The 25,896-nt window shown below is 42.2% G+C and carries 18 protein-coding genes and 3 pseudogenes; 2 read left to right on the top strand and 19 right to left on the bottom strand.

The window, feature by feature from the left end:
* Window positions 1–9: 9 nt before the first annotated feature.
* From MHH52_RS13705 to MHH52_RS13665, 9 genes and pseudogenes are all read right to left on the bottom strand, one after another.
* Window positions 10–1,221 carry a DUF2812 domain-containing protein gene (locus MHH52_RS13705; RefSeq protein ID WP_340009220.1) on the bottom strand — a complete coding sequence of 404 codons (1,212 nt, stop codon included), beginning with the start codon at window positions 1,219–1,221 and terminating at the stop codon, window positions 10–12.
* Window positions 1,202–1,546 carry a PadR family transcriptional regulator gene (locus tag MHH52_RS13700; protein WP_340009218.1) on the bottom strand — a complete coding sequence of 115 codons (345 nt, stop codon included), beginning with the start codon at window positions 1,544–1,546 and terminating at the stop codon, window positions 1,202–1,204. Before MHH52_RS13700 ends, MHH52_RS13705 begins: the two co-directional genes overlap by 20 nt.
* Before the next feature lie 168 nt (window positions 1,547–1,714).
* Complete coding sequence (locus MHH52_RS13695; protein WP_313636895.1) at window positions 1,715–2,032, bottom strand: iron-sulfur cluster biosynthesis family protein; 318 nt, start codon at window positions 2,030–2,032, stop codon at window positions 1,715–1,717.
* A 122-nt stretch (window positions 2,033–2,154) separates the two neighbouring features.
* Window positions 2,155–2,613: a DMT family transporter gene (locus tag MHH52_RS13690; RefSeq protein WP_340009216.1), complete on the bottom strand. Its 459-nt coding sequence runs from the start codon at window positions 2,611–2,613 to the stop codon at window positions 2,155–2,157.
* 38 nt (window positions 2,614–2,651) lie between these two features.
* The gene (locus MHH52_RS13685) at window positions 2,652–3,077 is read right to left on the bottom strand and encodes a DMT family transporter (RefSeq protein ID WP_340009215.1); all 426 of its coding nucleotides are present in this window, start codon (window positions 3,075–3,077) and stop codon (window positions 2,652–2,654) included.
* Window positions 3,078–3,268: 191 nt separating this feature from the next.
* Complete coding sequence (locus tag MHH52_RS13680) at window positions 3,269–3,670, bottom strand: NUDIX domain-containing protein (protein WP_340009214.1); 402 nt, start codon at window positions 3,668–3,670, stop codon at window positions 3,269–3,271.
* 57 nt (window positions 3,671–3,727) lie between these two features.
* Window positions 3,728–4,117 (bottom strand): annotated as a pseudogene (locus MHH52_RS13675) (MFS transporter); the annotation flags it as partial.
* Between the two features lie 131 nt (window positions 4,118–4,248).
* Window positions 4,249–5,766, bottom strand: coding sequence for an ABC transporter ATP-binding protein (locus MHH52_RS13670; protein ID WP_340009213.1), 1,518 nt, complete (start codon window positions 5,764–5,766; stop codon window positions 4,249–4,251).
* Between the two features lie 239 nt (window positions 5,767–6,005).
* Complete coding sequence (locus tag MHH52_RS13665; protein ID WP_340009211.1) at window positions 6,006–7,676, bottom strand: ABC transporter ATP-binding protein; 1,671 nt, start codon at window positions 7,674–7,676, stop codon at window positions 6,006–6,008.
* 207 nt (window positions 7,677–7,883) lie between these two features.
* Here MHH52_RS13665 and MHH52_RS13660 point away from each other — a divergent pair, with 207 nt between their 5' ends.
* Complete coding sequence (locus MHH52_RS13660; RefSeq protein WP_313636904.1) at window positions 7,884–8,687, top strand: polysaccharide deacetylase family protein; 804 nt, start codon at window positions 7,884–7,886, stop codon at window positions 8,685–8,687.
* A 68-nt stretch (window positions 8,688–8,755) separates the two neighbouring features.
* On the opposite strand, the gene MHH52_RS13655 is transcribed toward MHH52_RS13660, so the two are convergent.
* A complete protein-coding gene (locus MHH52_RS13655) occupies window positions 8,756–9,151 on the bottom strand; it encodes a GNAT family N-acetyltransferase (protein WP_340009208.1) in 396 nt (131 codons plus the stop codon).
* A 211-nt stretch (window positions 9,152–9,362) separates the two neighbouring features.
* On the opposite strand from MHH52_RS13655, the gene MHH52_RS13650 reads away from it, so the two are divergent.
* Entirely contained in the window at window positions 9,363–10,067 is a 705-nt protein-coding gene (locus tag MHH52_RS13650; protein WP_340009206.1) for a MerR family transcriptional regulator, read from the top strand.
* A 51-nt stretch (window positions 10,068–10,118) separates the two neighbouring features.
* Here the strand turns inward: MHH52_RS13650 and MHH52_RS13645 are convergent, their stop codons facing one another.
* The 9 genes and pseudogenes from MHH52_RS13645 to MHH52_RS13605 all read right to left on the bottom strand — a co-directional run bounded on the left by MHH52_RS13645 (window position 10,119) and on the right by MHH52_RS13605 (window position 25,878).
* A complete protein-coding gene (locus tag MHH52_RS13645; protein WP_340009205.1) occupies window positions 10,119–11,258 on the bottom strand; it encodes a copper amine oxidase N-terminal domain-containing protein in 1,140 nt (379 codons plus the stop codon).
* 145 nt (window positions 11,259–11,403) lie between these two features.
* Window positions 11,404–12,564 carry a DHHA1 domain-containing protein gene (locus MHH52_RS13640; protein WP_340009203.1) on the bottom strand — a complete coding sequence of 387 codons (1,161 nt, stop codon included), beginning with the start codon at window positions 12,562–12,564 and terminating at the stop codon, window positions 11,404–11,406.
* Between the two features lie 142 nt (window positions 12,565–12,706).
* Window positions 12,707–12,982, bottom strand: a pseudogene (locus MHH52_RS13635) (zinc-binding dehydrogenase); the annotation flags it as partial.
* A gap of 111 nt (window positions 12,983–13,093) precedes the next feature.
* Window positions 13,094–13,665, bottom strand: a pseudogene (locus tag MHH52_RS13630) (endonuclease); the annotation flags it as partial.
* Window positions 13,666–16,366: 2,701 nt separating this feature from the next.
* On the bottom strand, window positions 16,367–18,700 hold the full coding sequence (locus MHH52_RS13625; protein ID WP_340009202.1) for a hypothetical protein: 2,334 nt from the start codon (window positions 18,698–18,700) through the stop codon (window positions 16,367–16,369).
* 274 nt (window positions 18,701–18,974) lie between these two features.
* Window positions 18,975–20,183 (bottom strand): GDSL-type esterase/lipase family protein, encoded by a 1,209-nt coding sequence (locus tag MHH52_RS13620; RefSeq protein ID WP_340009200.1) that lies wholly within the window; start codon window positions 20,181–20,183, stop codon window positions 18,975–18,977.
* Between the two features lie 17 nt (window positions 20,184–20,200).
* Complete coding sequence (locus MHH52_RS13615; RefSeq protein ID WP_340009198.1) at window positions 20,201–22,432, bottom strand: FAD-dependent oxidoreductase; 2,232 nt, start codon at window positions 22,430–22,432, stop codon at window positions 20,201–20,203.
* An 84-nt stretch (window positions 22,433–22,516) separates the two neighbouring features.
* A complete protein-coding gene (locus MHH52_RS13610) occupies window positions 22,517–24,139 on the bottom strand; it encodes a response regulator (RefSeq protein ID WP_340009637.1) in 1,623 nt (540 codons plus the stop codon).
* Window positions 24,139–25,878 (bottom strand): histidine kinase, encoded by a 1,740-nt coding sequence (locus tag MHH52_RS13605; protein WP_340009197.1) that lies wholly within the window; start codon window positions 25,876–25,878, stop codon window positions 24,139–24,141. The genes MHH52_RS13610 and MHH52_RS13605 overlap by 1 nt, the downstream gene beginning before the upstream one ends.
* Between the last annotated feature and the right edge of the window lie 18 nt (window positions 25,879–25,896).

Raw genomic sequence — 25,896 nt, 5'->3', positions numbered from 1 at the left:
TAATCGCTTTTATTGATGATGTTTACGAAGTCGGTTGTAATATAGCCAAGTTCGACTAACATATGAGCCAAACATTAGAATTAAGATGGCGAACAAGATCAAATTAATGAGCTGCAATCGATTCAGATTCGAGTAAGTCGATAATTTAATATTTATTACTAAGTTATACATATATAAAATAATGAGGGGCAAGAACATAGCGGAATACGTTAAAGCTATACGTCTAGCTAGTTTCAATTGATTTAACTTATCGCTGTATATTTGCGGTTTGGCTTCACCTGGTACGTATTCTTGGCCCCATAAGACCCATTTCTGACTCCATGAACTCGAATGATACAGACATGCCCAGCCAGAATCCGTGTGAATGTTAAAGTAATTGGTATCAGCAGTATTCTGTAAGTCCGCGCAATAGCACACTTTACGAGACTTCCCTCTTTTAAAATAAAAGGAAGTTCCTGTTTTGCCAACACAGTACAGATTATACCCCTTTTCTTCCATCCCTTCGAGCCACTGCTCAAGCCGATCTGGCGCATACATCCATCCAAGTTTTCTTTTGACAACAAGTTGACCGGAGCTTTTCAACCGCTTCTCTTCTTTCTTACTTAGCCTGTGCTGAAGAAGGGGTGTGCCCTGACCATTTCGCTTGGTTCGCTGTAACAATTCTCCTGTTAATCTTTTGTTAGTCTTGTTTAATTTGATCAACGAATATACTGTGAAAATACATAAGATAACGCTAAGCCCTAATGCAGTAGCGGGGATAAAACCATACGATCCGGTAAAAACATTAGAATGACCAAACTTGGAAACACTCATTGCTATCACACTTATAAAAATTACATTGAGTAATCCAACCATTATATAAATCAGGATCCCTATATAAATATACATGATCTTCTTGTTATGTTTAACGATTCCCTCTCGATCAGGAAATGTTCTTATCTGTTCTAAAGGTAGCTTATTCAACGTCACAACCCATTTGCCGCTCTGTAACACCTTCGTCCATCCAAAATTCGATAACCCTTTAGAAATTGATTGATTTGGAACTTTATCGAATACGATCCGATAGGTAGCTACTTTCAATTCATCATGCTGAAAGTAAAAATATCTAGTTAAGCGGTTGATTCGGATAAGTTCATAGCCTTTTTGCGCCATAGAAGCCAACCATTCTTCGGTTTTCTGAACATCATAACTCCAAAAGGGTCTAAATATTTTGATGAGCATCTACATCACCCCCATATTTTATAGCATTCTCATGTAGCTCTTTAAGCCTATTGATCTCTGTAGCAAGAATTAGCGTCCCTAAGTCTGTTCTTTCGTAAACCGTTTTTCTCTCTTCATCAGCAAAAACAGTAATCATCCCATCTTTTTGCATCTTCGTTAACGTGCCATAAACTGTACCTGAACCTAACAAAAGACGTGCTTTCGTGATTTTCTCCACATGCTTCACTATTCCATATCCATGACGTGGTTCATCTAAGGATAAAAGAATATAGAATGCTGTTTCAGTCATGGGTACATATTTTTTTAACACTTTCTCAGGGTTCAACACATGCCCAGCTCCCTTATTACGTAACAGTGTTTATACGTCACAATTAAATATGTCTCAACGTGACTATATCACGCCGTGACATAGTCTGCAAATAAAATAAAAAAAGTGTGTAGAATCGCTTCATCAGCCATTCTACACACTTTACATTTAACTGCTCCGACCTGCCTATCGAATATCTCTTACTCGAATATTACTTCCTAACAGACTTGAATCACTACTTAATCTGAATGACGGGTAATGCTCGTCTGCTTCAAGTCGCATCTGTTCATCAAATAAAGACTCCTGTTGACGGTCTACAAAAAAAGTAAAAGGCTCCTTCTGAACTTCAATATCTGTAGCATAGGGTTCACTAATGATCTGAATTACGATCACGCCATTACAACCACAGCCCTCTGTATCGAAGAATAATTTAAAATATCCTGGTCGTTCACCAAGGTTTTCTTTTAACTTTTCAATAGTTAGAGGGTTCAATTGTATGAACATAGGATGATCTACTCCTTATTTATAATTGAGCTACTACTTTGCCAAAGTATAAATTGATTTGCTTCCACCCTCGTGTGACTGCCATCACTCCTATTTTGACAGACATGCGACTGATGGTAAGTTTAAGCCGACTTCTGCGTCTCCCGTTCGCCACCTAGTTTAAATACGAGAATACCACCAACGATTACCAGCACACCTATCAACTGATTCAAAGTAAATGGAACCTTCTCCAAACCTAACCAGCCTAGTGAGTCCCACAGTAGTGCGAACCCAAGCTGAGAGATTAATACGATCGAGATTGTATACGTAGGGCCTAGCCGCTTAGTACCTTGCACGAGGCATATTACTACCCCAACTCCGATCAAACCGCTGATCCAGTACCATGGTTCCATATTTCTCAAAGTAAATATACGGGTTCCTTCAACGATAAGACTCATGATAAATGAAGCTAGGAATCCCATTCCTAACACTAAAGTTGTCGTCGCCCAAGATCCAACCTTTTCATTCACCTTCGTGTTAAATATATTTTGCAGACTTACGAGTGATCCCGCGATAAGCGCTAATATCAAACCAATAACCATAACTTAACTCCTCCATTTATCGACTATACGCAAGGTTGTTAGAATTTCAGTATCACTACGCCAACAATCATCAACCCGATACCAATGAACTGCGGCAGTCTCATCTTTCGCTTTTCCATCCCAAACCAGCCTTTAATATCAATTAAGAAGGTCAGACATAACTGAGCAATCAACAATGAGGATATCGTAAACGTAACACCAATTTTCTGAATGGCAGTTACTTCACTGAAAATGATAACAGCCGCAAATGCGCCACCGATCAAATATAAGGGTTTCACTTTCTTAAATCCTTGCCACTTCCCATCTCTGACGAACAAGAGAATTAGTAAGGACATGATGAACCCCGTTAACTGTGTAATCGTCGCCGCTTGCCAAGTCCCGATATCTTGACTAATTCGAGCATTAGACACGCCCTGTAGAGTAATACAAGCCCCCGCTAAAAACGCAAATATAATTCCTCTCATTTCTCTCTCTCCTCAACTTCGATCTCTTACATATTAAATAGCAATTCAGGTGTTTAAAAAAGGACATCTGTCCTTAATAAGAAGAAACGACGTTATTGTCCCTGCAAGACTCTCTTATATTTCAAAAAAAAAGCCCGTCTCAAGCCATCTTGCAGGCTTAAAACGGGCTTTAAACACTTTAGTTCTTTAATTTATGAGAGCAAATTCTGCTCATTCAATTTATCAAAAATGATTTGGGTAACTACAGATACACAATTCCGATCCTTATAACTTAACCAAGACAATTCCTCGATTTCGGACGCCGGAGTTAGTGTACCTTCATAATCCGCAATATAACAGGTCATTTTTACTGTAACACCTTCCGTTTTACCATGAGCCTCAGCTTCAAACGTTCCAAAATAAGAGACAGTATCTGCCTTGATCTGAACAGAGATCTCTTCCTCTATTTCACGCACAAGCGTCTCCTCGTCTGTTTCTCCAGCTTCTCTTTTTCCTCCAGGCAAATAATACGTATCTTTCCCTTTAGAACGCGCACATAAGACTTGTCCGTTCTCGATATGAATCCAAGCGATTTTATCAATGATTGTATTCATATTGTTCTCCCCATGCCTTTTTTCCAACAATTATATCCTATAGCTGAACTCACACATTTATACAACTTCTGCTTTAGCTTTTTGAATACGCATCTTAGATTGCGGTTGATGATGAAGCAGATAGTACACAGCGATGGAGATAAGCATCACGAACCCTGCGACTTCGTACATCATGCGGTAATCTGTATAGGAAGCAATTACACCCATAATATAAGAACCAGCTCCATAGCCCAAATCAAATAACAAGAAGAAGGTTCCATTTGCGCTTCCTCTCCGTTCTTTGTCTGCTAATTTAAGAGCAAGGGTCTGAAAGCATGGCATAAGCGCACCATATCCAACCCCCATAATGATGCCTGAGAACATTAGCGTGAATCCGGATTGAGCTTGACTTAAGCTAAGCAGACCCACGGCGAAGATCAGAATTCCGGGATAAATGAGAATATGCTCATTATATTTATCGAAGCTGACGTTCCCCTAATAATTCCTCACCAAATGCTTTATACAACTACCCGGCTAACATTTTTTCTTTTTCATTCATGATGTCTCTTTCCTCCTTAAAGGATCTCGCTGCTTATAAGCTATTTATACCAAGATGATTGTAAAGCGTACATGTTCGAGTAAATCCCTTTAGTATGTACTAAGTCTTGATGGTGTCCTACTTCAGCTATCCCTCCATTATACATAACATAGATTGTGTCTACATTCTTTGCCCAACCCAATCGATGTGAAATGAAAATAGCCGCTTTATCTTGGCAGATCTCTAATAACTTCGTATAGATTTCCATCTCGGCATTCGGATCAATAGCAGAAGTGGGTTCGTCGAATACTATAAGCTCCGCATCGTTATATAACGCACGCGCAATCGCTAGCTTTTGCCACTGTCCCCCTGATAACTGCCTGCCCCCTTCAAGCAATTGTCCTAACCTCACATCCAGTCCACCTAATTCTTGGAACAAATCTAACAGCTCACATTTTTCTAGAATGCTCAGTATTTTAGCATCATCTGAAGGTGTATTAGCATCACCCAATAGGATGTTTTCTCTTAGCGTCAGTTCAAATTTTATAGCATTCTGGAATACGACGGACACCTTACCGTGAGGTTCTAAACTATCCTTCCAGCAAATTGTTCCGGAGCTCGGTGTATATTGCCCTAGTAACATTTTAATCAACGTTGATTTTCCTGCTCCATTTTCTCCGACGATGGCTATTTTCTCACCCGGCTTTATGGTCATATTAATGTCAGATAAGACATGCTTGTTTGATTTGGCGTATTTAAAGTAGACATTTGAAACGGTAATGGGCAACATAGATTCAGAGGTATTATTGATATTACTCTTTTGATAGATTGTGTTTTTATATGTAAGTACTTCATTCAAGTCATATAATTTGCTACTGCTGATGTAAAGCTTACTTAATGGCCAAGTCAGACTCATAATTTTACCGCCACTCGATAACAATGCCAGAAATAACACAGAGATTGTACCCACAGTAACTGTGTTAGACTCCCCCATTTTACTTAACAGATAGACCAAAACAACGAAGATTGCACTCGTCTGAACCATGGCCACAACCATCCCTGTTTTGATCTCGAATTTCCTGGCACTATACCTTTTATTATGCTGCTTCTTCATTATCATTGCACAGAGATTAGTAAAATAAGAGATGGAGTTATAGATTCGCATTTCCCTTATTGCATTAGGGTCTTCCAAAGTTTTAGCAAGATAGTCCCCCATTCTTCCATCAAAGGTGAGCTCTCTTCCTGTTCTTCTAACTTTAATTTCAGTAAATAATCGAATGGATAAGGTAGTCACGATCATTAGAGTAACCACCAGTGTGACCAAGAAATATCCACTTGTAGCCGATAACCAGATGATGCTTAGTAGTCCTGAGATAATACCTACACTGGATACCAAGAACCCTGTAATCCCCTCTAAATCTTCTCCAACTATTGTTTTAGCTCTTTGCAGCTTATTTCCAAACGCTTCATCATCAAAAATCTCAAAATCAACATGATTTGCAATATCTATCAGCTCAGATTGAAAAGCGAGTGTTAGTTCCGCATTCATTCGATTCTTCATCATGTTGGTTATACTCAATGAACAAGTCTGTACTCCATGAATCAAAACAAACCATAGAATAGGGAGAAAGGTCATGATGCCCTCAGCCACAGAATTAATGATATTCACTTGGACAGAGTAAGAATAAAAAGTTAATAATCCACTGATTATGGGTACTATGATAGTTATTGTTGAGATAAGCGGACTTTTTCTAACCATCCTCACCAGGATCTTTACAATATTATAGATGTCAGACTTCAGCGTAAATCTCTCCTTTCTCATACATATAAAGAGGACTGGCGATTGAACATCTTTTTGTATTTACCATCTACCTTCATTAATTCTTCGTGCGTTCCACACTCAACGATTTCTCCATGCTCAAACAGAAAAATTTTATCGACGAATTTGGACATATACAGCCTATGTGTCACGATGATGGAAGTCTGCTGCTCTCCTAATTTCATGAAAGTATCAAACGCCTGTTGTTCCGCATAAGGATCAAGCGCAGCAGTAGGTTCATCAAAAATCGTAAGAGAGCCGTTGTTGAGGTAAGCTCGAGCAATCGCAAGTCTTTGCCATTGTCCTCCAGATAAATCTGTTCCCCCAAACTGTGGACCCACTAAGGTATCCAACGCAACACCAAAATAATCGGCTTCTGCTTTTTTCATCGCGGCTACTAGTCTTGAATCGTCATGAAGGGCATCCATATTTCCTAATGCAATGTTTTCTCGAATCGGTCTATGTAGTTTAGTGAAATCCTGAAAAACAACTCTGATTTCCTGTCTCAAGTTATGTGCTAAGACTTCATTCTCTCCTTTAAACCACTGGATGCTTCCAGCTGTTGAAGGATACAACCCTAAGATCAACTTAACAAGCGTAGATTTTCCCGAACCATTCTCACCTACAAAAGCAACTCGCTCACCAGGATGAATGGTGATGATGATATTTCTGAGGGTGTCCTTAGCGTTGGTCGCGTATCGAAAAAACAAGTGTTTGATTTGGACTTGCATAGCGTCTATATTCTTGATCGTGCTTTCCAGATTATCACTTAGCACCTGCTCTTCCAAATCCAAATATGACCTATAATCCTCGTAACGCAAACGACTCTTCACTAAATCAGAATAAACCCTTGTTAAGGTTGGAATAACGGCGAATAATTGATTAGATATCTGAAGTAATAACACAAAAAGTCCGGCGCTCTGTCCGCTACTTCCAATCGTCATTGCTAAAATGGCAATCGTTATTCCATTTAATAAGATCATTATTAAGCTTTGGGAGAAGTTAAGGCTTTCAGAATAAATAACCTTACGGTGCATTTGTTTGAAATTACTAATAAAGATCTCTCTCATTTTGGTAAACAAATAGGAGGACATTCTATACATTCTTACTTCTGGAATGCTATTTCTGTTAACCAACAAATCGATTAAATAGTTGATCGTTCGTACAGTGGAGGTTTGATTCGCTGAAATGGCCTCTACTTTCTGAGACATCCTTCTCATGAGATAAAGCTGCAGAATCTGCACCCCTAAAATAATCAAAGCCAGAATATAAAATCCATAGCAGGATAAGACCACGATTAGCACAACTAATGTTACCAGGTGGACTGTCACGCCCATCCATTGGTCTAACAAATCAATCAAGGAAAGTCGTTTTGCTTTTTCTCTTTTAGTTTTTGTTGCGGGGTCTTCCAATAACGCCGTAGATAATTTAGAAGTCTTATTCAAAATGCTATGTTCCAGCTCATATATACTAATTGCTGTTAAATTGGTTACAGAAATGGCTCGAAGAGAACCATTGATGCCAGCCAGATATAACATTAGCATGAGCAAACTTACTAATAACAAGATATGTAGGTAGGCGTTAGGATTGAAGTTTTGAATGAGGTCAACCACATATTTCGTTGTGAACAATTCTGCAAAAAGGATTGGGGGTCCCAGTAAGTTAGTCATAAAATATAAAAGTGAGTTTCTTTTGTCTTTCACATATAATAGTTTTACAACATAGAGAAAGTCAGGCAGACAGCATCTCTCCTTATAAGTGTATTCCCTTCTGAAAACACTTTCTTTGTTTAGAAGTGGAATCCGATTATAACGTTTAATGTTTATAATTGGAAGAGGTAATTTACGAAATGACCAAATGAACAGGAGTGTAAATTCATGAAACTTCAATTCAACTTATTCCCCGGTGGATTGCCCAAGGCGCTCACCATGAGCTATGATGACGGACAGAAACACGATATTCGCTTGGCCGAGATTTTTGATCAATATGGGATTAAAGGCACCTTCCATTTAAATAGCGCAATGATAAACGCACCTGGATTCTTATCTCCCGCTGAGGTTAAACATTCGCTCAGGAACCATGAGGTATCTGCCCATTCCGTTACGCATCCACATCTAGAGCGACTTCCCTTACCGATGGTGATCGATGAATTATTTGAAGACCGTAAGCGACTTGAGAAACTGGTGGAATACCCAGTAAGAGGAATGTCCTATCCTTACGGTACATACTCTCAGGAAATCATTGCGCCACTACAGTCTGTTGGGATTGAATATAGCCGCACAGTCCATTCTACCAAACAGTTTGATACACCTCTGCATTTCATGGAGTGGCATCCAACATGCCACCATATTGAAGATCTGCATCACGTTTGGGAGCGATTTACAACGGAGGGTCCATCCCAGAAACTGAGACTCTGTTATGTTTGGGGTCATAGTTATGAATTCGCACAGCAGAACAATTGGGAGCTTATCGAAACTTTTTGCCAGCAAGCGGGTGGACATTCAGATATTTGGTACGCAACCAATATAGAGATTTATGATTATGTCACTGCACTGTATTCACTGAAAATTAGTGCTGACAAAACGATCATCCGTAACAACTCTGCTATAGATGTATGGGTATCGGTAAATGATCAACCTGTTCAGATTAAGGGTGGAAGCACGTACTATAATCGTTCATAAATGTTTTGGATAGAAAAAGGGTGCATAGAATGCCATTGATGGCTATTCTCTACACCCTTCACCTATTTCTAGAGAGTTCGACTCATGCTCATTGAATTTGGATAGGTTAACTCAAAGCCAAACTTTTTATAAATACCAATACCTGAAAGCTCAGACATCAGAATAACATTGGCATCTTTGGGAGCCGTTAGTGTTAAATAATTCATTATTTCAGTAATTAATATTTCCACTAAGCCTTGTTCTGAGGGCTGAACCGTAAGATCTACAATTTGATAATAACAAGCGCCATCTCCAATCACTCTCCCCATTCCTATTAACTTATCATCATCATTCCTAATAACAACTGAAAAAAGCGAATTAGCCAATGCTAATTTTGCTACTGAATCTTCTTTCCGATTAAGTCCTGCCAGCATTCTTAATTCAATGTACTCTTTGTAGTTTGGAACCTCATATGAAATATTCATGTAATCCTCCTTCGCAAAATAAGACCTTCATCTACTACTTTACAACATTGATGCAAGTGAGAAGGTTCTGGTATTTTCAGCTTGCACTTATACATATTTCAATCTTAAAACCTTGTCTTGCAACTTTAAGGTTCTGTGATAACATTTGCGTAGTCATAACTCTTAAGGTATAGTGAGAACTCAAAATGGATAAATCGGAGAGAAGCAAGAGATGAAATACTACAAACCCATTGATATTGCAAGAGAACTTAATATTAGCTCAAGCGCACTACGTCATTATGAGTCTTGGGGAGTGGTGCCAACGCCTTCGCGTGCTGCTAATGGATATCGGCTTTATACGGATATACATCTAGCCTATTTTCGCTGTCTACGTGCTATGTTCCCCGGCTTTGGGGTGGAAATTACCTGTGAGGTTCTTAGATATATTCAAAAATCAGAGATGGACGGAGCCTTTTGGCTTGTTAACAAGGAACAGGCGAACCTTCATAAAGAAAAAGTAGCTGCCGACCAGACACTTGAACTATTGCAAGATCTCCATCTGCCACCTATTACAAGTAAAAAGCTTAACCATCGGATGACGATTGGCGAAGTCGCTGCACTCACAGGTGTCACAACATCTGCTATTCGGCATTGGGAAAAAGAAGGACTCCTTCACACGGAGCGTGATCCAGACAATGGTTATCGGTGGTTTACACCAACACATATTCGAAAGATCCTACTTATTCGCACCTTACGAAGCACCGTCTACTTTTTAAAAAGCATGAAAGATATTGTACAAGCAGTGGAACATCAAAGTCTTGAGCAAGCAAAAAAAGTGACGGAACGGGCTATCCGTAGCATTCATGAGCGTAATCGAGCGCAGTTTCGTGGTATTCATCAATTAGTGGAATTATGCAAGGTCTTAGAACTAATGTGAAAAAGAGGCACATCCAAAGTGACTGGATGTACCTCTTTTATGATAATATGCTTATTTCGTGACAAGTGTATAGGTTACTTTTTTTGCATATCCATCGATCAAGGGGGTGTAGTTAAAGGTCAGTACATTGCCATCACGGTTCTTTAATACCAACATTTTAGATAAAACATATGGATCTCTGCTATCAGTAACTTTATCCCAATCCTTCCGGTCCTCAGTACTGATCAGATGTTCACTGAGATTTGTAACTTCGTCAGTGCTGCTATTAATCGCAAATAGCTGTGTCGTAATCAATGATCGTACAAGCGTCACATCTGCGACCGCATACTCCACAGTGAAATCTCCTGATGTTCCTGTAAGCTTCTCCAACTCGAGTAACTTGCCCAATCGGCCGTCCTTAGAAATATACTGAACATTCTTCCCGTCGGTCATGAACAACTGAGTGGATTGTACCTGTGATGCGTGTGGGTAAGCTGCGGTTACGAAATGATAGTCCATTTGCTTGAGAATAGTGCCCGCTTTAACCAATACCTGATAGCTGTTGCTGAAATCGGTGAACATGGCATAGTGATTGTCTATTAACTGGAGCATGTCCTTGCCATTATCGAAACTCTTAATCTCAAATCCATGATTATAAGCGGATCCTGTGAGAGGTAGTTGACCTATCCTTACTGGCTGTCCAGCGACCGAATCACGGTAGTATAGATCACCATTTAATTGAGATACCCAATAGGTTCGACCTTGTGCAGTTGCAGTGACAAATCTTGGTTTATCAGCAATTTGAATATTACCTTCCTTATCCACCCCTATTTTGCCGCCAAGCACATTCACCGCTGAGACCAGCGGCACGTATACGGAGCCTTTGATAATACGTGGCTGTTTGGATAGCCCAATTATTGAGCCATTAACCTTTGAATTCTTAGAACCCACGATAATAGCTACTTCACGTTCTGGACGAACCAATTTGGCCTTTTTGGATTGTTGATCCCAAGATAACGTATAACCCATGGCATCTGTGAGTGATTTTAGGGGTACAAAAGTAGTATTCTCCGCGATGACCTGTTTGCTGCTTATTCCAGTGTCTTTATAGTTGAATTGAATTTGGCTATTTTCTTGTGCAGATACCGATCCATATCCAGTACTTAAAGTCAGAGCAGCTAAGATACCAAGCGTTATCTTCCACTTCTTCATTTCTATTAGTCTCCTTCGACATTAGTGATATGTAATTAGACGGTATTTTATGGAAAAAGTTTCTTATCTGCTCTTGAAGCACACAAAAAACCTGACCTCGACGCTTAGCCGTAGTCAGGTTTTTAGATGTGCATAATATAATTATCTATTTTCTAGCAAACTCATAAAATGCAAAAGTATCCTCCCAAGTTGTGAATCCTGCTTGCGCCAGTTTATCGCTGCCCCCACCTTTACCATTGTAGCTACCAAGATGAGCTTTGAAGAACGCTCCGCAGGAGATCTCCGAATTACCATTCTGAGCGAAAACAACTTTATTCTCTAAAGAGGTAGCTAATAACACGGGAACAGAGCTTTGTGCGGTTAGTTTGTTGGCTAGGCTTTGTAAATCTTTTAGCGATTTATCCTCAAACACTTGTGCGATCAACTTTCCTTCTTGTTGGGCTAAAATCTCCTGCACTACATAATCATCATTCTTCTCTTTAAGTAACGCTAGTTCAGCTTGAAGCTGTTTTTGTTCATTCTCCCACTTCTCTATCCGATCGATGATTTCATCTTTACCGGTGTTGAACTTAGAAGATAGTGTTCCAAGGATTTGCAGACTGCTATTAAACTCCTCCAAGGCACGGTATCCACATTTAAAATAAATTCGCGTATTCCCTTTTTGTTTCTCCGCTTTCAGTAGCTTAATCATACCAATTTCACCTGTTGAAGATACATGTGTACCTCCGCAAGCGTTATATTCAACATCTTTGATTTCTACAATCCGGATGTTCTCCGTCACTTTTGGCTGTTTAACCAGTTTGAGCTTTGAGGCCTCTTCCCCCGTTACAAAATAGCTAAGGATGCTGTGGTTCCGATAAATTTGCCCGTTAACCTCCCACTCTATAGAATGAAGTTGCTTTGGCGTCAGTTCTGGCGTTTCTATGTCGATGGTGCAATAATCTTCGCCCAAATGAAAGCTTTGGGTCATAAACTGAAACAAATCGAGACATATCGCTGAGAGCAAATGTTGTCCACTATGCTGCTGCATATGATCAAATCTTCTATTCCAATCAATCTGGCAAGTTAACACTTCCTCATCAGGGAAGCGTTCCAGCTTATGGAGCACAAGTTCCGCCTCATTGATTACATCAAGTACAGGAATTCCCTGAATAGATCCTAGATCACAGGGTTGTCCTCCTCCATGCGGATAAAAAGCTGTCTCCTCCAAAATAACATAGAGCCCCTCTTCTCGTTCTATCGTTTCAGTAATACGGGTCTGCCAATCGGTCAGGTATGTAGAATTGTAGTATAGTTTGTTGGTCATGAATGAATTCCTCTCTTATTCGGTTTTCGGCACATTAAGCTTATAGTATCATAACGGATTTCAAAGACAAACAGAACCAAGAAAAACGCCTTGCGGCGTTCATAGACAGTAATTCTTCACGTTATCAAAGCTTTCTATTGTATCACTTTATATTTAATATAATCTTTCCTTTTGCCCTGCCTGATTCGGAATACTCCATCGCCTTTTGAGCTTCTACAAAAGGAAAAATTTGATCAATAACAGGCTTTATTTTTCCTGATTCAATAAGCTCCGAAATTATCTCCAATTGTCTGCCGCTTGGCTTCATGAACAGGAAGCTGTATTTGACATTATATTTTGTCTCTAATTTTGTCAGATTCCGGGTAATCAATCGAAAAAGATTCGTTTTTATGAAACCGGCCCTATACTCTTGTCCGAACGAGCGCCTCGGTACGTAACTGGCATATCACACGTTCAAAATAACACGAATACTAAATTCCAAGAAATAAAAAAGCCGAATGGATCGTTCTCATCCACTCAGCTCATAGGTTTAATTTACTATAATTTGTATAATATCACTTTCCGTTGTTCCACTTCCATTCATAAACTCACCGCGATATTGATAAATGCCAGGAGATTTCCCTGAAATTTGTGTAATGGCCGATTGAGCACTTGGTGTTTGTGAAGATAAGGATTGCGTTTCAATAAGTTCGCCATTTTCATATAATCGATATTGAGCTGCGTTCGTGCCCCACCACATATTAGCAGTAATGGTATAGTTCCCATCTTGATCCCAGTTGTCACTGGACAACACAGGTTTGCCGGGATTCGCCTCAGTCACGGTGACGGTGTGTGGATCACAGGAAGTCGTTCCATACAAATTGATAACTCACATGTATACACATAGGTTCCATTCGGCTTTCCTTGAATAGGATAAATGGAAGTCTGAGCAGCTGGCGAAACATCGTCCAGTGACTTCGTTTGGATCAATTGGCCATTCTCGTACAACTTATACAGTGAGCCATTGTTTCCCCACCACATATTCATCGTAACCTCATAATTGCCATCATTTAAGCCTGTCGTAACACCGCTATTATTCGAAAGTGTCGGTTTACCTGGCACCCCATTTGCAAGCAATGCCGGACTAACGGAATGCCGTTCGAACTTGACTGCATCAGCCCTCGTATAAATCATATCGGCAGGTAGAGTTGGCGGATCTACCGTTGTCGGAGTAACCCTGGTTAATCGAACATACTCGCTGCCGTCTCCAATAAAGTCGAACGTTCCTAGATTAACCCAACCCGACGAGCCGACGGTTGCATCGATATACGTGACCTCGGTAACCGACTGATGCTTCACTTCCACTTTGACATAATTATCGTTTGCCGTCGTATGGACGAGCTTGTAGATGGAGACCGTATATTTCCCCTCTGGAAACTGGCCTTTCCACGTCGCTGATGATCCTTGAACTGTAGAGTAACGGGACTTAACACCAATTTTGTATCCGGCTAAATTGCTTTGGCTCCAAGACCCTTCTGTCGTGTATAACCCAGTCGTATTCGTGCTGTCGACAATAACCGTTAGGTCCCTGATCGTAATTGTCAAAGGCGGTGTTGTTAAGGTCACCCCGTCAATCGTTACAGTGGCCCATACCTCAACGTGATCCGTTTCCCCATCGAGACTTAGAAGGGTCAACAAACCGCTACTGTCCACTTCAGCCAGATCGGTTCGATCCACGAAATACTGTACATTTGCCTGTGATATATCAGCAATCAGACCGTTATCCAAATAGCCGGTTACGCTTAGTTGTGCGGTTTGAGTCATTTGCAGTTCGTCCCGATCCGACAGGATCACCGCAGACTCCAATTGCGGCATACTGTTTGGGTCCACCCACATCATGGCATCGGCAACTACTCGAGACTTATTGGCCTTATTAGTTAATTCCACGTACCCACTATCGCCTGCTGCAAAAGGATAAGCTCCCAGGTGCACCCAAGTCCCATTGCCCGTTGTCTCATCAACGTTAACCGTCTCGGAGCCTCCGCTATAATAAACGGTAAATGAGGCATTCGTTGCCCAATTTTCACTGGTAGCGGTTATTTGCGGAAGCTTGTAATACACGCTGTAAGTAACAGTTTCCGGCAGCTCAGGCCGCCATACAATTCTGCTTGTCGCTGTGCCGGTAGTAGATTTGGCATACACATAGTTATCATAGTAATAGTCGTTAGCCGTTGTATCCCGTATCCAGACGCCTTCTGTCTCCGCCTCCGTATTATCCACAATGATCGATGAACCCTCCTGCCAATCCGGTTGAACTGGAGCTACGGTTACCTGATCAGGCAGATAGAGTGTCCGCTTGCGAGTCTGTTTCCCGTCCGATTCCACATAATAAGTGAAGGTTTGGGATAAATCGTTTACCCGTATCGACCATTCCATCGGATAGATCGTATCTGGAATGGTCGTATACGTAGCCCCCCCATCCAAGGAATAATGGATCGTCGCTGGTTTCGTCGTTTTTGCCTGCACATAAGCATCGTAGGCCGTTTCGTCGGGCTTGACGATCAGCATGCCTTTAACCGCATCTATTGGACTGTGGATATCGAAGAAATAACTTGCATCCGATGTATCAGCAGTTCTGACCTGGTGCAGCGGCACATCAATGTTGAGTCCTTCTACAATGATAGCGGTTATTCCCTTGCTTGAAACCGTGGCTTGAATGATTCCGCCACTCATAACCGCTTGCTCTGGTGTGCCATTGTCACGGATGATGGTTACGGTATAATCTTGTGCCGGGTTGAACCCAATGATTTGCGCATTCAATTCGATCGGAGTCTGAACTTCAGCTGACGATTCGTTGCTTAACCCGATGTAGAATTTATTCCCGCTCTCTCCCGTTATCCAGTTCAATTGAGGATGGTTGGTCTGAATAATCCCCTTGGGCATCCAGAGCCAAACGTCGGAATTACCGTAAAAATGACCGGGTTTATTTCCATAGAGGTGATATTTGAACCATAAAAAATTAGTTTCAAATACAGAAGGAAATGTAATGCTCCCATTCGATTTCAACGATTGTTCGCTGATCAGATAATCCATCGTTTGCCCAAGTTGCGCCGGCATATGGTGATAATAGATAGATGTAGCCCCGCTTGGGCCTTCCAGTGGAAACTCTGGTTCAAGTTGACTAACGGCGAAGCCCTTATAGTAATAACCTGGATAGCTGGAATATCGTCCGATGACCGCATTATGAGCGATATCCTGCAGCAGTTCATCGCCAGTATAGAGCGACAATCTCAGCATGAAAGGAGCCTCCTGTGCATTCATCCGATAATAGCCAGTTGTACTTCCCGCCTCAAATGTCAACCCGTTGGGTGAAATAAGCCAACTTTCCGCTTGTACGCCCCCGGCTACGTCTTCAGGGAGTTTACTCCTAGGATAATCGTATTTACCACTTTCCGGCCAATGGAACGACTCTGCGTAATTGTACGTCTCCGGCTGCGGAATCGTTACCGTGCCTTCAGGAACCGGACGAGCAACGAACATGGTGGCGTACCGTTTGGCTTCCTTGTACGCGGCATTCAAGTATTTGGGATCCTTCGTTTCCTCGTAAAGCTCCAAGATCTCCATCCACAGCTTGCTATAATAATAAATAAACTCATTTTTACTTACATTCACAGATTCAGGAGTATCGATATGTTGAAGGATATAGCTGTCGGCTGCAGTCTTGGCAGCCTGTAAATACTGAGCATCCCCCGTCATACGATACATCATAAGGGGCTGAATGACAGGCCCCCGATCTTTCTGGTCAGGATCACGCACAAGATACTTATCCTGCGCCAGCGCCCCAATTCCTGCCGAAGTACCCATCATCTGATTGACAGCCGAAACGCTTGAAAAATCGAACGGCAAGGTTGCCATTTTCCATAACGACGGCACGCCGTATACTGGCTTCTGCGTCGGCGACCAACCGATTCCATTTCGCGATACACCAATACTGGATGGACGGCAGCGCCCTCGTATCGTAAAGCTGGTCGTCTCCGGTCAAGTAGTAGGCCCCCAGAAGAACTGCATTCGATGTTGTTCGAACGCTATCCTCATTCTCAATATCAATGAAGCCCTTGGCTCGGTTCCACCAGCCGCTGGGCGATGGGACATAATTAACAGAGTCGTCCCCCTGCGGCTCTATCTTGAGCAGATCGATCATATTGAACATCGCATCAGTAAGCGACTGATCAGCGACATTTTCCCGATATGCCGAATAACCGTATTCACTGCGAAGAATATCCCCGTAGACCTCATATAGACTGCTGTTTTCAGCGATTAGCCCCATATGAAATTGATATGTGCTTTCTGCGGTCATTTGCGAATAAGTCCCTAGTTGAGGAGCATAAAGGATCGGCTGCACGCTGCCTTCGTTGTTGACAAGACTCATGCCAAGCCGTTGTTTGGAAACGCCGCCCGTCGGTTCAAATTCGACAGGAAGCTCTTCCGACGGTACAAATACGCCATACGAAAAAGCGTTCCCAAAGCTATCGTTCTTTTCAACCAGACTCATCGGAGCGCTCAGCTCCCTTAAGCTTGTTGATTCTACCGAACCTACCATTTTTGCATGTGACCTGAAACCATTTAACACTTCATTGACGCCAGAGATTTGCTCTGTTGTGAAAGACTGATAGCCAATCACATAATTGCCATCCCGGCGAGGTGTAAAGGCGAAGGAAACATCAGGTTTGTCGCCTGCCATGGACCAGTTCACTTGTAAATCGTAATCGCTTGCATGTGAAGAATCGGTTAATACCGCCGTGTGGCTGTCGGGGAAATCGATCTCGTCGAATGTAATCCAGCGTTTGTTCATCGTATCGTAGTAATTGGTTCGACTCCCCGCATTCCCATCCAATAAGACCCATTGTTCTTCAAGTCTTTCCGCCACATTATTGACAGGCACCCAGTTCCCCGTATCCGTGTCCTTGTAGAACATATCACGAACGATGGATTTGCCTCCATCCCAAGCTGCTTCATAGAAGGTCGCCTTATAGCTAGCATTCTCGATGCTGCCTTTTTCCGTGTAACTGAGATTCGCCAATGTACGGCTGCGCAGCGGAGGCAACGGTGGAGCTTGCTGCCGGATATTCCCTTCAAACTTGACCGCATCGGCCCGCGTAATGATCGTTCCGGTCGTAGGTTGCGTTCGAGTCAGTCTGACAAATTCGCTATCATCACCACTGAAATAATAGGACCCCAAGTCAACCCATCCGACCGATGGGCCCGACGAGGGTCTCAGATCCATAAACATGACATCCGTAATCCCATTGTGAACAATTTCAATTTTAACATTACTATCTGCTTTATCCGCCCAATCAAGCTTGTTGAACGAAATTCTCGCCGTCCCTGCTTCCAATCGCGGATTCCATGTGATGCTTCTTCCTACAGCATCGGTAAATTTTGAACTGGAATTATTATATCCCTTTACTCCCGTACTTGTAGTCCAATAAGGAGCGGAGTACCCGTTATTCGCGTTATCTACATCAGCGGTGACAACACCATCAATCGTGATGCTTCCATCATCAATGATGATCGTCTTATGAGGCTCTTTTTGCTGAATATTCCCTTCGAACTTGACCGCATCAGCTCGCGTAAGTATCGTGCTCGTGCTGCTGGTAGACCGAGTCAATTTAACGAATTCTTCACCAACCCCGGAAAAATAGTATTCTCCCAAATCCACCCATCCCACAGGAGCGCCAAATGAAGGTCGCAAATCCATAAAGAGAACATCCGTCGTTCCATTATGAACAATTTCAATTTTTACATTGCTATCCGCCTTATCCTCCCAGTTAAGCTTGTATAACGAAATTCTCGCCGTTCCCGCTTCCAATCGTGGATTCCATGATATCGTTCTGCCTGCTGTACTCGTATATTTAGAGCTGGAGTTATCATACCCCTTCACCCCTGTACTTGTGGTCCAATTCGGGGCCGAATATCCGTTGTTCTCGTTACCCACATCAGGTGTCACAACATCATTGATCGTGATGCTCCCGTCATCGATGATAATCGTCTTATACGGTAAGGTCTCCGCATAAGCGGTCCTTATTCCGACTAGGCTGAAAGGAACTAATATCGTCACGATGAAAACGATTAAGAAAAACAGCTTCCTTTTTATCATACAAATCACAGCCTCCCTTAAGTTGATAACGCTTTCAAAATAATAAAAGCCTCCTTTGTTCGAAGTCGTAAAGAAGCAATCAGCCTTTATCCTTCTGGCTAATTTCGCTCCGTCGTCGTTTTTATCATAGCATGTCACATAACTGTGAAATTTCTTTAATTTTAAGAATTTCTTATAAGATTTTAAGTAAAAAAGAGACCTACATCATAAATGACGGCTCAACTGCAGCCATTTATGATGTAGGTCTTCCACTTAGACAATGCCTAATGATCAATTATAATGGCGGCTGCACCAATAACAACTTCCCAAGCTGGATCACCGTTTGATCATACCAATCTGGATGCTGCCGAACATGCTCTCTACTTCGTTCATTGCCGCATGCCTCAAACACGGCCGCTTTGTCTGTCTTCTCGGTATCGATTTCGAAGCGAACCGTATGTTTCCCATTCGGGAGCTCCGGCAAGAATACATATTGATTACGATTATGATCGTTGTGTAGTGTGAATCGATCGACAATAAAGGGTTCCTCACTATCCACCGACACCTTCAAACTGCCAGAATCAGGACCCCCGATATCGAATAACCCGATATGGGTTCCCTCGAACTGCACCGTGATAGTCTCTCCAGGATCGACTGCTCGCCATAGGCCGGGGAACAACCAATTGTACTCGCGCACTAAAGCAAAATCATCGGGAGTCATGTAAGACCATCCTGCAGAAAAATCAGTAAGACTATCCAGTGACAGCATGGTCGCATACTCCCAAGGATTAGCCGCGACTAACGGATTCTGAGGCAAGTGATGTTCCAACCTTCCCAGATGATCTCGAAGTTCGCTAATTTTTTCAAATGACCGGGTGATCGTATCCGTGTAAATCTGGTGTCCTTCGGGAATGGTCGGATGGATCGAATCATGCGTAAAAATAACAGCTCCGGGAATGGATACGTCTTCCCTTGAGGTGAAAACGAGTTTTCCCTCCGACACCAAGTGACTGACCGCTACGCCCAGATGAATCGTAGGAATACCATAATAGTCAGCCACTTCCTCTTGCATTAGAGCCCCCTTCTGGTATTCCCCAGACTGAAATCCGGCCACATCCCGCTCCTTCAGCGTGTAAACGAACAGGATATCGGTAAACCGGCTCCGCTTGCGGATCTGACGGACAATTCCTTCGATCCGCGCCTTGGATTCGGGATCTCCGCCATCGTTGCCGACAAATTCAACAAATACTAGATCAGGTTGATGACGCAGTACATCTGTCTCCAAACGGGCACAGCCCAAATCCGATCCTGTCCCATTAATGCCTGCATTCACAGAGCGAATATCCGCCTTAGGATATTGCTCACGAAGCCAATCCGCCGTCATGACCCTGTATCCTTCAGAACGAGTATTGCTACCACCGAAATAGACGATTGTTACGGTATCCCCATTTTCCAACTTATGAATTACATTAGGTAGCCCTCTTCGAGGGAATAATTCCTTCATCGCGACTTCACCTGACCTCATTTATCGATTTTAGAAGCAAACAATTTTACAGCAAACACTTCAAAATAAGGCGAACCATAAGTTGCGCAGAAATCGAAGCGGATTCGGGTTACATCTTTCGCATCCACCTTATGTTTATTCAACGTGAGATAATTCCCACAAGTTATGATTTTCCTCTCGGTTCCGTCTACTAAGGTTAAGGTTATAGCATAATCTTGGATAAGGGACTCGATCGGATCGTCGAAATGCTCCAAATCCAGCTGCGAATTGAAAACAAGATGGATTTCGTCCAGATTTTTGGGGCTGGCAAAACAGAATTCCAACCATTCCTGTCCTTCCGTACGTTCAGAAATCCAGCCGTTCGGCAGACCATAAGGTCTGGAGTAGCCGTTGACGACATTTTCAGGACTATACATATTCTGAGATGGTAACAGATCCTTGAAGCAAATGCTCTTATTAAATTTCTTCAGCCTGGACGACTCTTGCGGCCTATAATGGAAGCTGACCGCTCCTGTCATTTTCTCTTCATTGCCGTATAAGGCAAGGCTCATCGTACCTTCCAATACGATGTAGATTTTGTCGTCAGCCGGTTTCTTGCAGCCCAAGTCTAGCGTAATCCAGTCGTCATGACCGGCCGCAATAACCAACCGGTAGTCTTTCAACTCGCTGGTGGGAATGTAGTTTTCCTTCCGTTCCCCGCCAAACAGCTTCACATGCAGTGTTTCCGAATGCTCGGACCTATTTTTAATTTTGATTCGTACGCTTTCAGCCACGGCTGTCTGAATCGGCAAAACCATACATAACCCTTTCTCCAAGGAAATATCTTCGGATGGATGAAGATTGTCATAGCTGCGCTGAGACGAAGCACGAATAGTTAATCCGTCAGCGAAGTAAGGATCCAATTTCTCTTGAAGCCCTACAATCGTTTGTCCGTCTCGAAGCAGCAGCGCCTGCAGCTCCCCTATATGAGATTCGACTATGGCCGCGGGGTCTATCTCATATTTCAAGCATAACGAAGCAGCCGTTCCAACCGCCTGCCCCATACAACCGCAGGTTGCCATTACCCTTGTAGATCCGAAAGCCACATGGGTAGCACTTATATTGCGACCAGCGAACATGAGATTAGGAATATTTCGTGAATATAAACTGCGGAAAGGGATGTTGTACAATCCAGGCACGAAATTCCAAGCTGTAGCCGGCCCCTCATCGTAGATGCCCTTATTAGCATGTAAATCCATATACCATCCACCGACGGATACAGCATCTTCGAAATGCGGCTTTGCTGTAAGATCGTTCTGAGACAACATGTGATCCCCAATAAACCGCCTCGACTCCCGCTTTCCCGGAATCGGGCATACATAATCCAAGATGAGATTGTCCACATCATCAAATTCGCCGCTATTTTTGATATAATCCCAAATCCCGTACACCAATTTCCGCAGCTCCAATGCGATGTCTTCATTATTCTTGATAATATCCATATGTCCGCCGTATTCCAGCCACCATAATCCGCCAAGCCCGTTGATTTTTCTTGGAAAAGCCCGATGGTTTAAGCCTTTTCTGATACTATCGAAAAAAGCCAACTTCGTAATATCATATGCAAAGCCAGGTCTTTTGTATGGAACGGAATATCCTACGTCACGGGCTTGAAACAGGATCGTATCGCCCATGGTGTAATGGTCCGCCACTTCAGGAGCTAATTCTTCCTTGTATTCATGCTTCGCCTCTCTCCCCCATCGGAAGAGAGCACCTGCCTGATATCCGACAATTCCATCTCCGGAGCAATCGATATAGGTTCGGCTTTCAAAACGAAATTTTCTTTCGGAAGCCAATTGAAGGCCCTCCACCCATTTAATTCTGCCGTTCTCCATACCCGTTTCATGCACGCATGTATTCAGAAATAGAGAAATGTTAGCCTCATCATAAACCATATCCAACAAGACCGTATCCGAAAGCGAAAGCATAAGCTTCTTGTTGTATAACGGATTATAGTGAAAAATCTTCAACTTGAGTTCTTCCACCAACCCGCCCTCGCGTGCATAATAGGATGGACTGTTTCCGAGATATGCCGACCCGTTGATATGAACCCTGACCTCGCTGCTCGCATTTCCTCCAAGAACCGGTCGATCATTAATAAGTGAAACCTGCAGCCCTTGGCGTGCGGCAGAAATGGCAGCGCATATTCCAGCAATACCTCCGCCTACGACGGTTACATCTGCTTTAATAAGCTCCATTTTGATAACCTCCATGATTAGATCCTTCTATCATGGTAATCCTTTTGATGCCCTTTTTTTTACATGATTTCGCGAGAAATTTATACATTTTTTGCAACCTTATTTGGATTCATACCGTGTCATTTTGATCCGATATTGCTTAGGAGTATCACCCGTATATTCTTTAAATAATTTGCAAAAATAACCTTCATTCACAATTCCTACTTCCTCGCACAATTCCAATAAAGAATAATCCCGAACATTTAACAGCTCGAGAGCTAATTGAATTTTTTTACGGTTGATGTAGCTGATAACGCCCTCATTCATTGTTTTTTTGAATAAGCTGCTAAAATACGATGGAGCTAAATTCACTTCCTCCGCAATAGCCTCCAGTGTTAATCGCTGTTTCAGGTGTTTCTCTATAAAACGCATAGCACTCATGATTTCTACGCGATGTAATTGTTGGCCAGTGTGTACATATTCGAATGTGAAGTCGCCAATATAGGCAAGCTGCTCCCGAAATGTCATAAATTTTATGGGAAACTCTGATGCATCCGTGGTCAACTTGTTCCCCGATTTAAACTTCACAATAATGTCTCTGTACAAGTCTCGTAGCATAGGCGCCATGATGGACTTATGAATTTTATGGTCCGTAACAAATTGGTTCAGATCAGCAAATGCTTTCTCCAGCTCTTCCTTGGAAACCTTTCTTTTCACCCAAGCAAGAAAATCAGCCAATTTCTGCTGAAATTCTTCTTTTCTGTCATTATGGTAATGGAACCGATGCATGGGTGTTTTGACTACTTTCTCTGTATGATAATAGAAATCATCACTCACATTTTGAGCTTCCGTGTAAGCTTGTTTGATGGATTCCCAGCCTCGGTGCGGACCTCCAAAAGCGACGGATACCCTTTGATTCAAATATTGATGCAAATGGGAGACGATCTGCCCCCCCAATGTCTGGCAATCATATTCCGTTTCCATATCACTGCGATTATTTTCCCAGGAAAGAAAGCCAATAAAACGATTATCGGATAGATCCGCAGCTACACCACTGCCACCATTCATCACCGTTTCTTCGATTATATTCGTAATCGCATATTTCAAGATATTTTGATCAGACGCTGAATATTCGTTTCGGAAGCTTTCATACATATTCATTTCAACAATGAAGCAGCAATAGTTGGCTTGAAAGAAATGGAACTGCATGCGATTGGCAAAATCCGATGCCCGATGAGAAGGAATTTCGCCTCTGATAAGCTCGTTAAAAAATTGCTTGCGGACTCTATATTTATTTTCAAGCACGGATACGTTTAACGATTGAAATTCCGCTTCTTTTATCTTAACCTCATTTAAAATCCCGGCTGCCTTATCTAAAGCTCGATCCAAATCCGCGTCCCTAAGCGGAACCTTAACGATGTACTCCAATACGTTGGCTTGAATAGCTCTCTGGGCGTATTCAAAAGATGAATAGGCGGTCAAAAGAATGTATTGGGTATGGGGAAGCTTTGGCTTTAGCTGCTCAATCATGGAAATTCCATCCATTCGCGGCATAACGATATCAGATATCACGATATCCGGCTTAAGCTTTACGATCTCCTCTATCCCCTTCAGCCCATTATTCGCTTTTCCCACTAAATGAAATCGCCTATCCCTATGGGAGAGCTCGTTAAAAAACAATTCCAATCTCTGAATGATTAGATCTTCATCGTCAACAATGAAGCAGGTGTAGTCTCTCACCATCATGCATCTCCTTTAAATAAGCCTGCTGGGAATAAGGCGCGAACACGGGTTATTTCCTTAGGTATGCTTATGATTTGGAGCCCGAACTGTTCTCCGTAGTGAAGTCTTATTCGGCCATGAATATTATTTAACCCAATTCTTTTCCTTTTCACTTCCACATCACTTGGTTCTGAAATTAAAATATGCTTTATTTTATCAGTTGGAATACCCTCGCCTTGATCAACTACTTCTATTATGACGATGCCGCCCTCCCTGTACGCATGAATAGTAATTGGGCCTTCGATCCCCCCTCCGTTATAACCATGGAAGATGCTATTCTCCACAAGGGGCTGCAGCAGCATTCGAAAAACTGGAAAATCTATTAACCCTGCTTCGATATTTTCAATCAAGTGGAAGTTCCTGTTATAGCGGATATTCTGGATCGCGATATAGTCCGATACATTTTGCAATTCCTGACGTAGTGAAACCTCTTCCGAAGCTTCGGCTATCCCATATTCCAATATTGAAATGAGAGACTCGATCACCACATCTACTTTCTCTATTTGTCCGAGTCGTATGACATTGCTGATAGAACCAAGCGTGTTATACAGAAAATGAGGGTTTATTTGAGACTGCAGCACTTGAATTTCAAGCTTCCGCTCAAGTTCATTATGAAGCTCCGCTCCCCGAATCAGTTCCACAATTTGCTGCAGCATACGATCGAATGCCCGGGAGAGATCTCCAAACTCATCGTTTCGGTTAATCGATATAGTAGTTGTTAGGAGGCCTTGCTCCACCCGCTTCATTTTTGTTTTAAGCGCATAGAGTGGGGTCCTTATATATTTGGCAATAAAAAAGGAAACGAACAGGCTTAAGAGAAGACCTGCAGCTAGAAGCTCGATATAATAGGTTTCCAATCTGGACAAAGCAGCTTTCAAGCGTGATTCATCGTTGATCGAGATGATGGTCCAGTTGAATTTTTCAGTCGGTTTTTTCAGAAGGGAAACCGGAATACCCTCCTTGGTATACAGTTGAAGGCTTGTTTCTGTATTATCCAGAATTTGTTCGGCTGACGTTTCACCGATTGAAAAAGTATGATCTTGAATATTCAGTGGTCCTTTATTTTCCGAAAATCCGGCAATGATTTTTCCCGATGCGGTGATTAGAGCCAAATTCATTTGTTCTTTTTTATTAATCTTGAACAAGGTTTCTTCAATGGCATTTAAATCCAAATCTACCGCAATGGCCATAGGAAACGGAGCGCCGTTCAGATATCGAACCATCGTAACTGTCCAGCCGGAATATTTAGATTTGTAAGGATCACTGACAAATGTAGTCCTTCTGTTCTTGTCAGCTGCATCAAACAAAGGTTCTCTTTCAGATAAAGGTTCATCGAATATTCGGGTAGGTGTACTTCCGCCTAGAATGGATAAATCGCTTTTGATCAAATAAATATTACTGACGTAATTACTGTTGAGTTCATACAGCTCTCTTAATTGCTTTTTAATCACGTCCGGATTGTCAATGTTGGCTTTCACCGATGACTCGACCGAGAACAAGATCGTCTGGAAGGAGGAAAAATTAACTGTGAAATACTGGTCAATCTTGTCAAGTATTTGGTTGGTGTAATAAATGTCAGTGGTTCTTATTTCCTTTTGGACATAGCGATAAGACAATTGGCTTATCAAGATTATGCAGCTTAATACAAATGCAAACACGATAAAAAATAATTTTAAAGGCAAGCTGATTCTTCTTCGCATCGATCATCTTCCTTTTAA

The sequence above is a fragment of the Paenibacillus sp. FSL K6-0276 genome (assembly GCF_037977235.1).
In the GTDB taxonomy this organism is placed as follows: domain Bacteria; phylum Bacillota; class Bacilli; order Paenibacillales; family Paenibacillaceae; genus Paenibacillus_AQ.
The sequence above is the reverse complement of the archived record's forward strand: the minus strand, read 5'-3'. Positions and strand labels throughout refer to the sequence as shown.

Bases quoted from the DNA above. Each gene is read 5' to 3' on its own strand.
- MHH52_RS13705 (WP_340009220.1), bottom strand. From the start codon at position 1,221: ATGCTCATCAAAATATTTAGACCCTTTTGGAGTTATGATGTTCAGAAA.
- MHH52_RS13695 (WP_313636895.1), bottom strand. From the start codon at position 2,032: ATGTTCATACAATTGAACCCTCTAACTATTGAAAAGTTAAAAGAAAAC.
- MHH52_RS13690 (WP_340009216.1), bottom strand. From the start codon at position 2,613: ATGGTTATTGGTTTGATATTAGCGCTTATCGCGGGATCACTCGTAAGT.
- MHH52_RS13685 (WP_340009215.1), bottom strand. From the start codon at position 3,077: ATGAGAGGAATTATATTTGCGTTTTTAGCGGGGGCTTGTATTACTCTA.
- MHH52_RS13680 (WP_340009214.1), bottom strand. From the start codon at position 3,670: ATGAATACAATCATTGATAAAATCGCTTGGATTCATATCGAGAACGGA.
- MHH52_RS13665 (WP_340009211.1), bottom strand. From the start codon at position 7,676: ATGACTAACTTACTGGGACCCCCAATCCTTTTTGCAGAATTGTTCACA.
- MHH52_RS13660 (WP_313636904.1), top strand. From the start codon at position 7,884: ATGAAACTTCAATTCAACTTATTCCCCGGTGGATTGCCCAAGGCGCTC.
- MHH52_RS13655 (WP_340009208.1), bottom strand. From the start codon at position 9,151: ATGAATATTTCATATGAGGTTCCAAACTACAAAGAGTACATTGAATTA.
- MHH52_RS13650 (WP_340009206.1), top strand. From the start codon at position 9,363: ATGAAATACTACAAACCCATTGATATTGCAAGAGAACTTAATATTAGC.
- MHH52_RS13645 (WP_340009205.1), bottom strand. From the start codon at position 11,258: ATGAAGAAGTGGAAGATAACGCTTGGTATCTTAGCTGCTCTGACTTTA.
- MHH52_RS13640 (WP_340009203.1), bottom strand. From the start codon at position 12,564: ATGACCAACAAACTATACTACAATTCTACATACCTGACCGATTGGCAG.
- MHH52_RS13625 (WP_340009202.1), bottom strand. From the start codon at position 18,700: ATGATAAAAAGGAAGCTGTTTTTCTTAATCGTTTTCATCGTGACGATA.
- MHH52_RS13620 (WP_340009200.1), bottom strand. From the start codon at position 20,183: ATGAAGGAATTATTCCCTCGAAGAGGGCTACCTAATGTAATTCATAAG.
- MHH52_RS13615 (WP_340009198.1), bottom strand. From the start codon at position 22,432: ATGGAGGTTATCAAAATGGAGCTTATTAAAGCAGATGTAACCGTCGTA.
- MHH52_RS13610 (WP_340009637.1), bottom strand. From the start codon at position 24,139: ATGGTGAGAGACTACACCTGCTTCATTGTTGACGATGAAGATCTAATC.
- MHH52_RS13605 (WP_340009197.1), bottom strand. From the start codon at position 25,878: ATGCGAAGAAGAATCAGCTTGCCTTTAAAATTATTTTTTATCGTGTTT.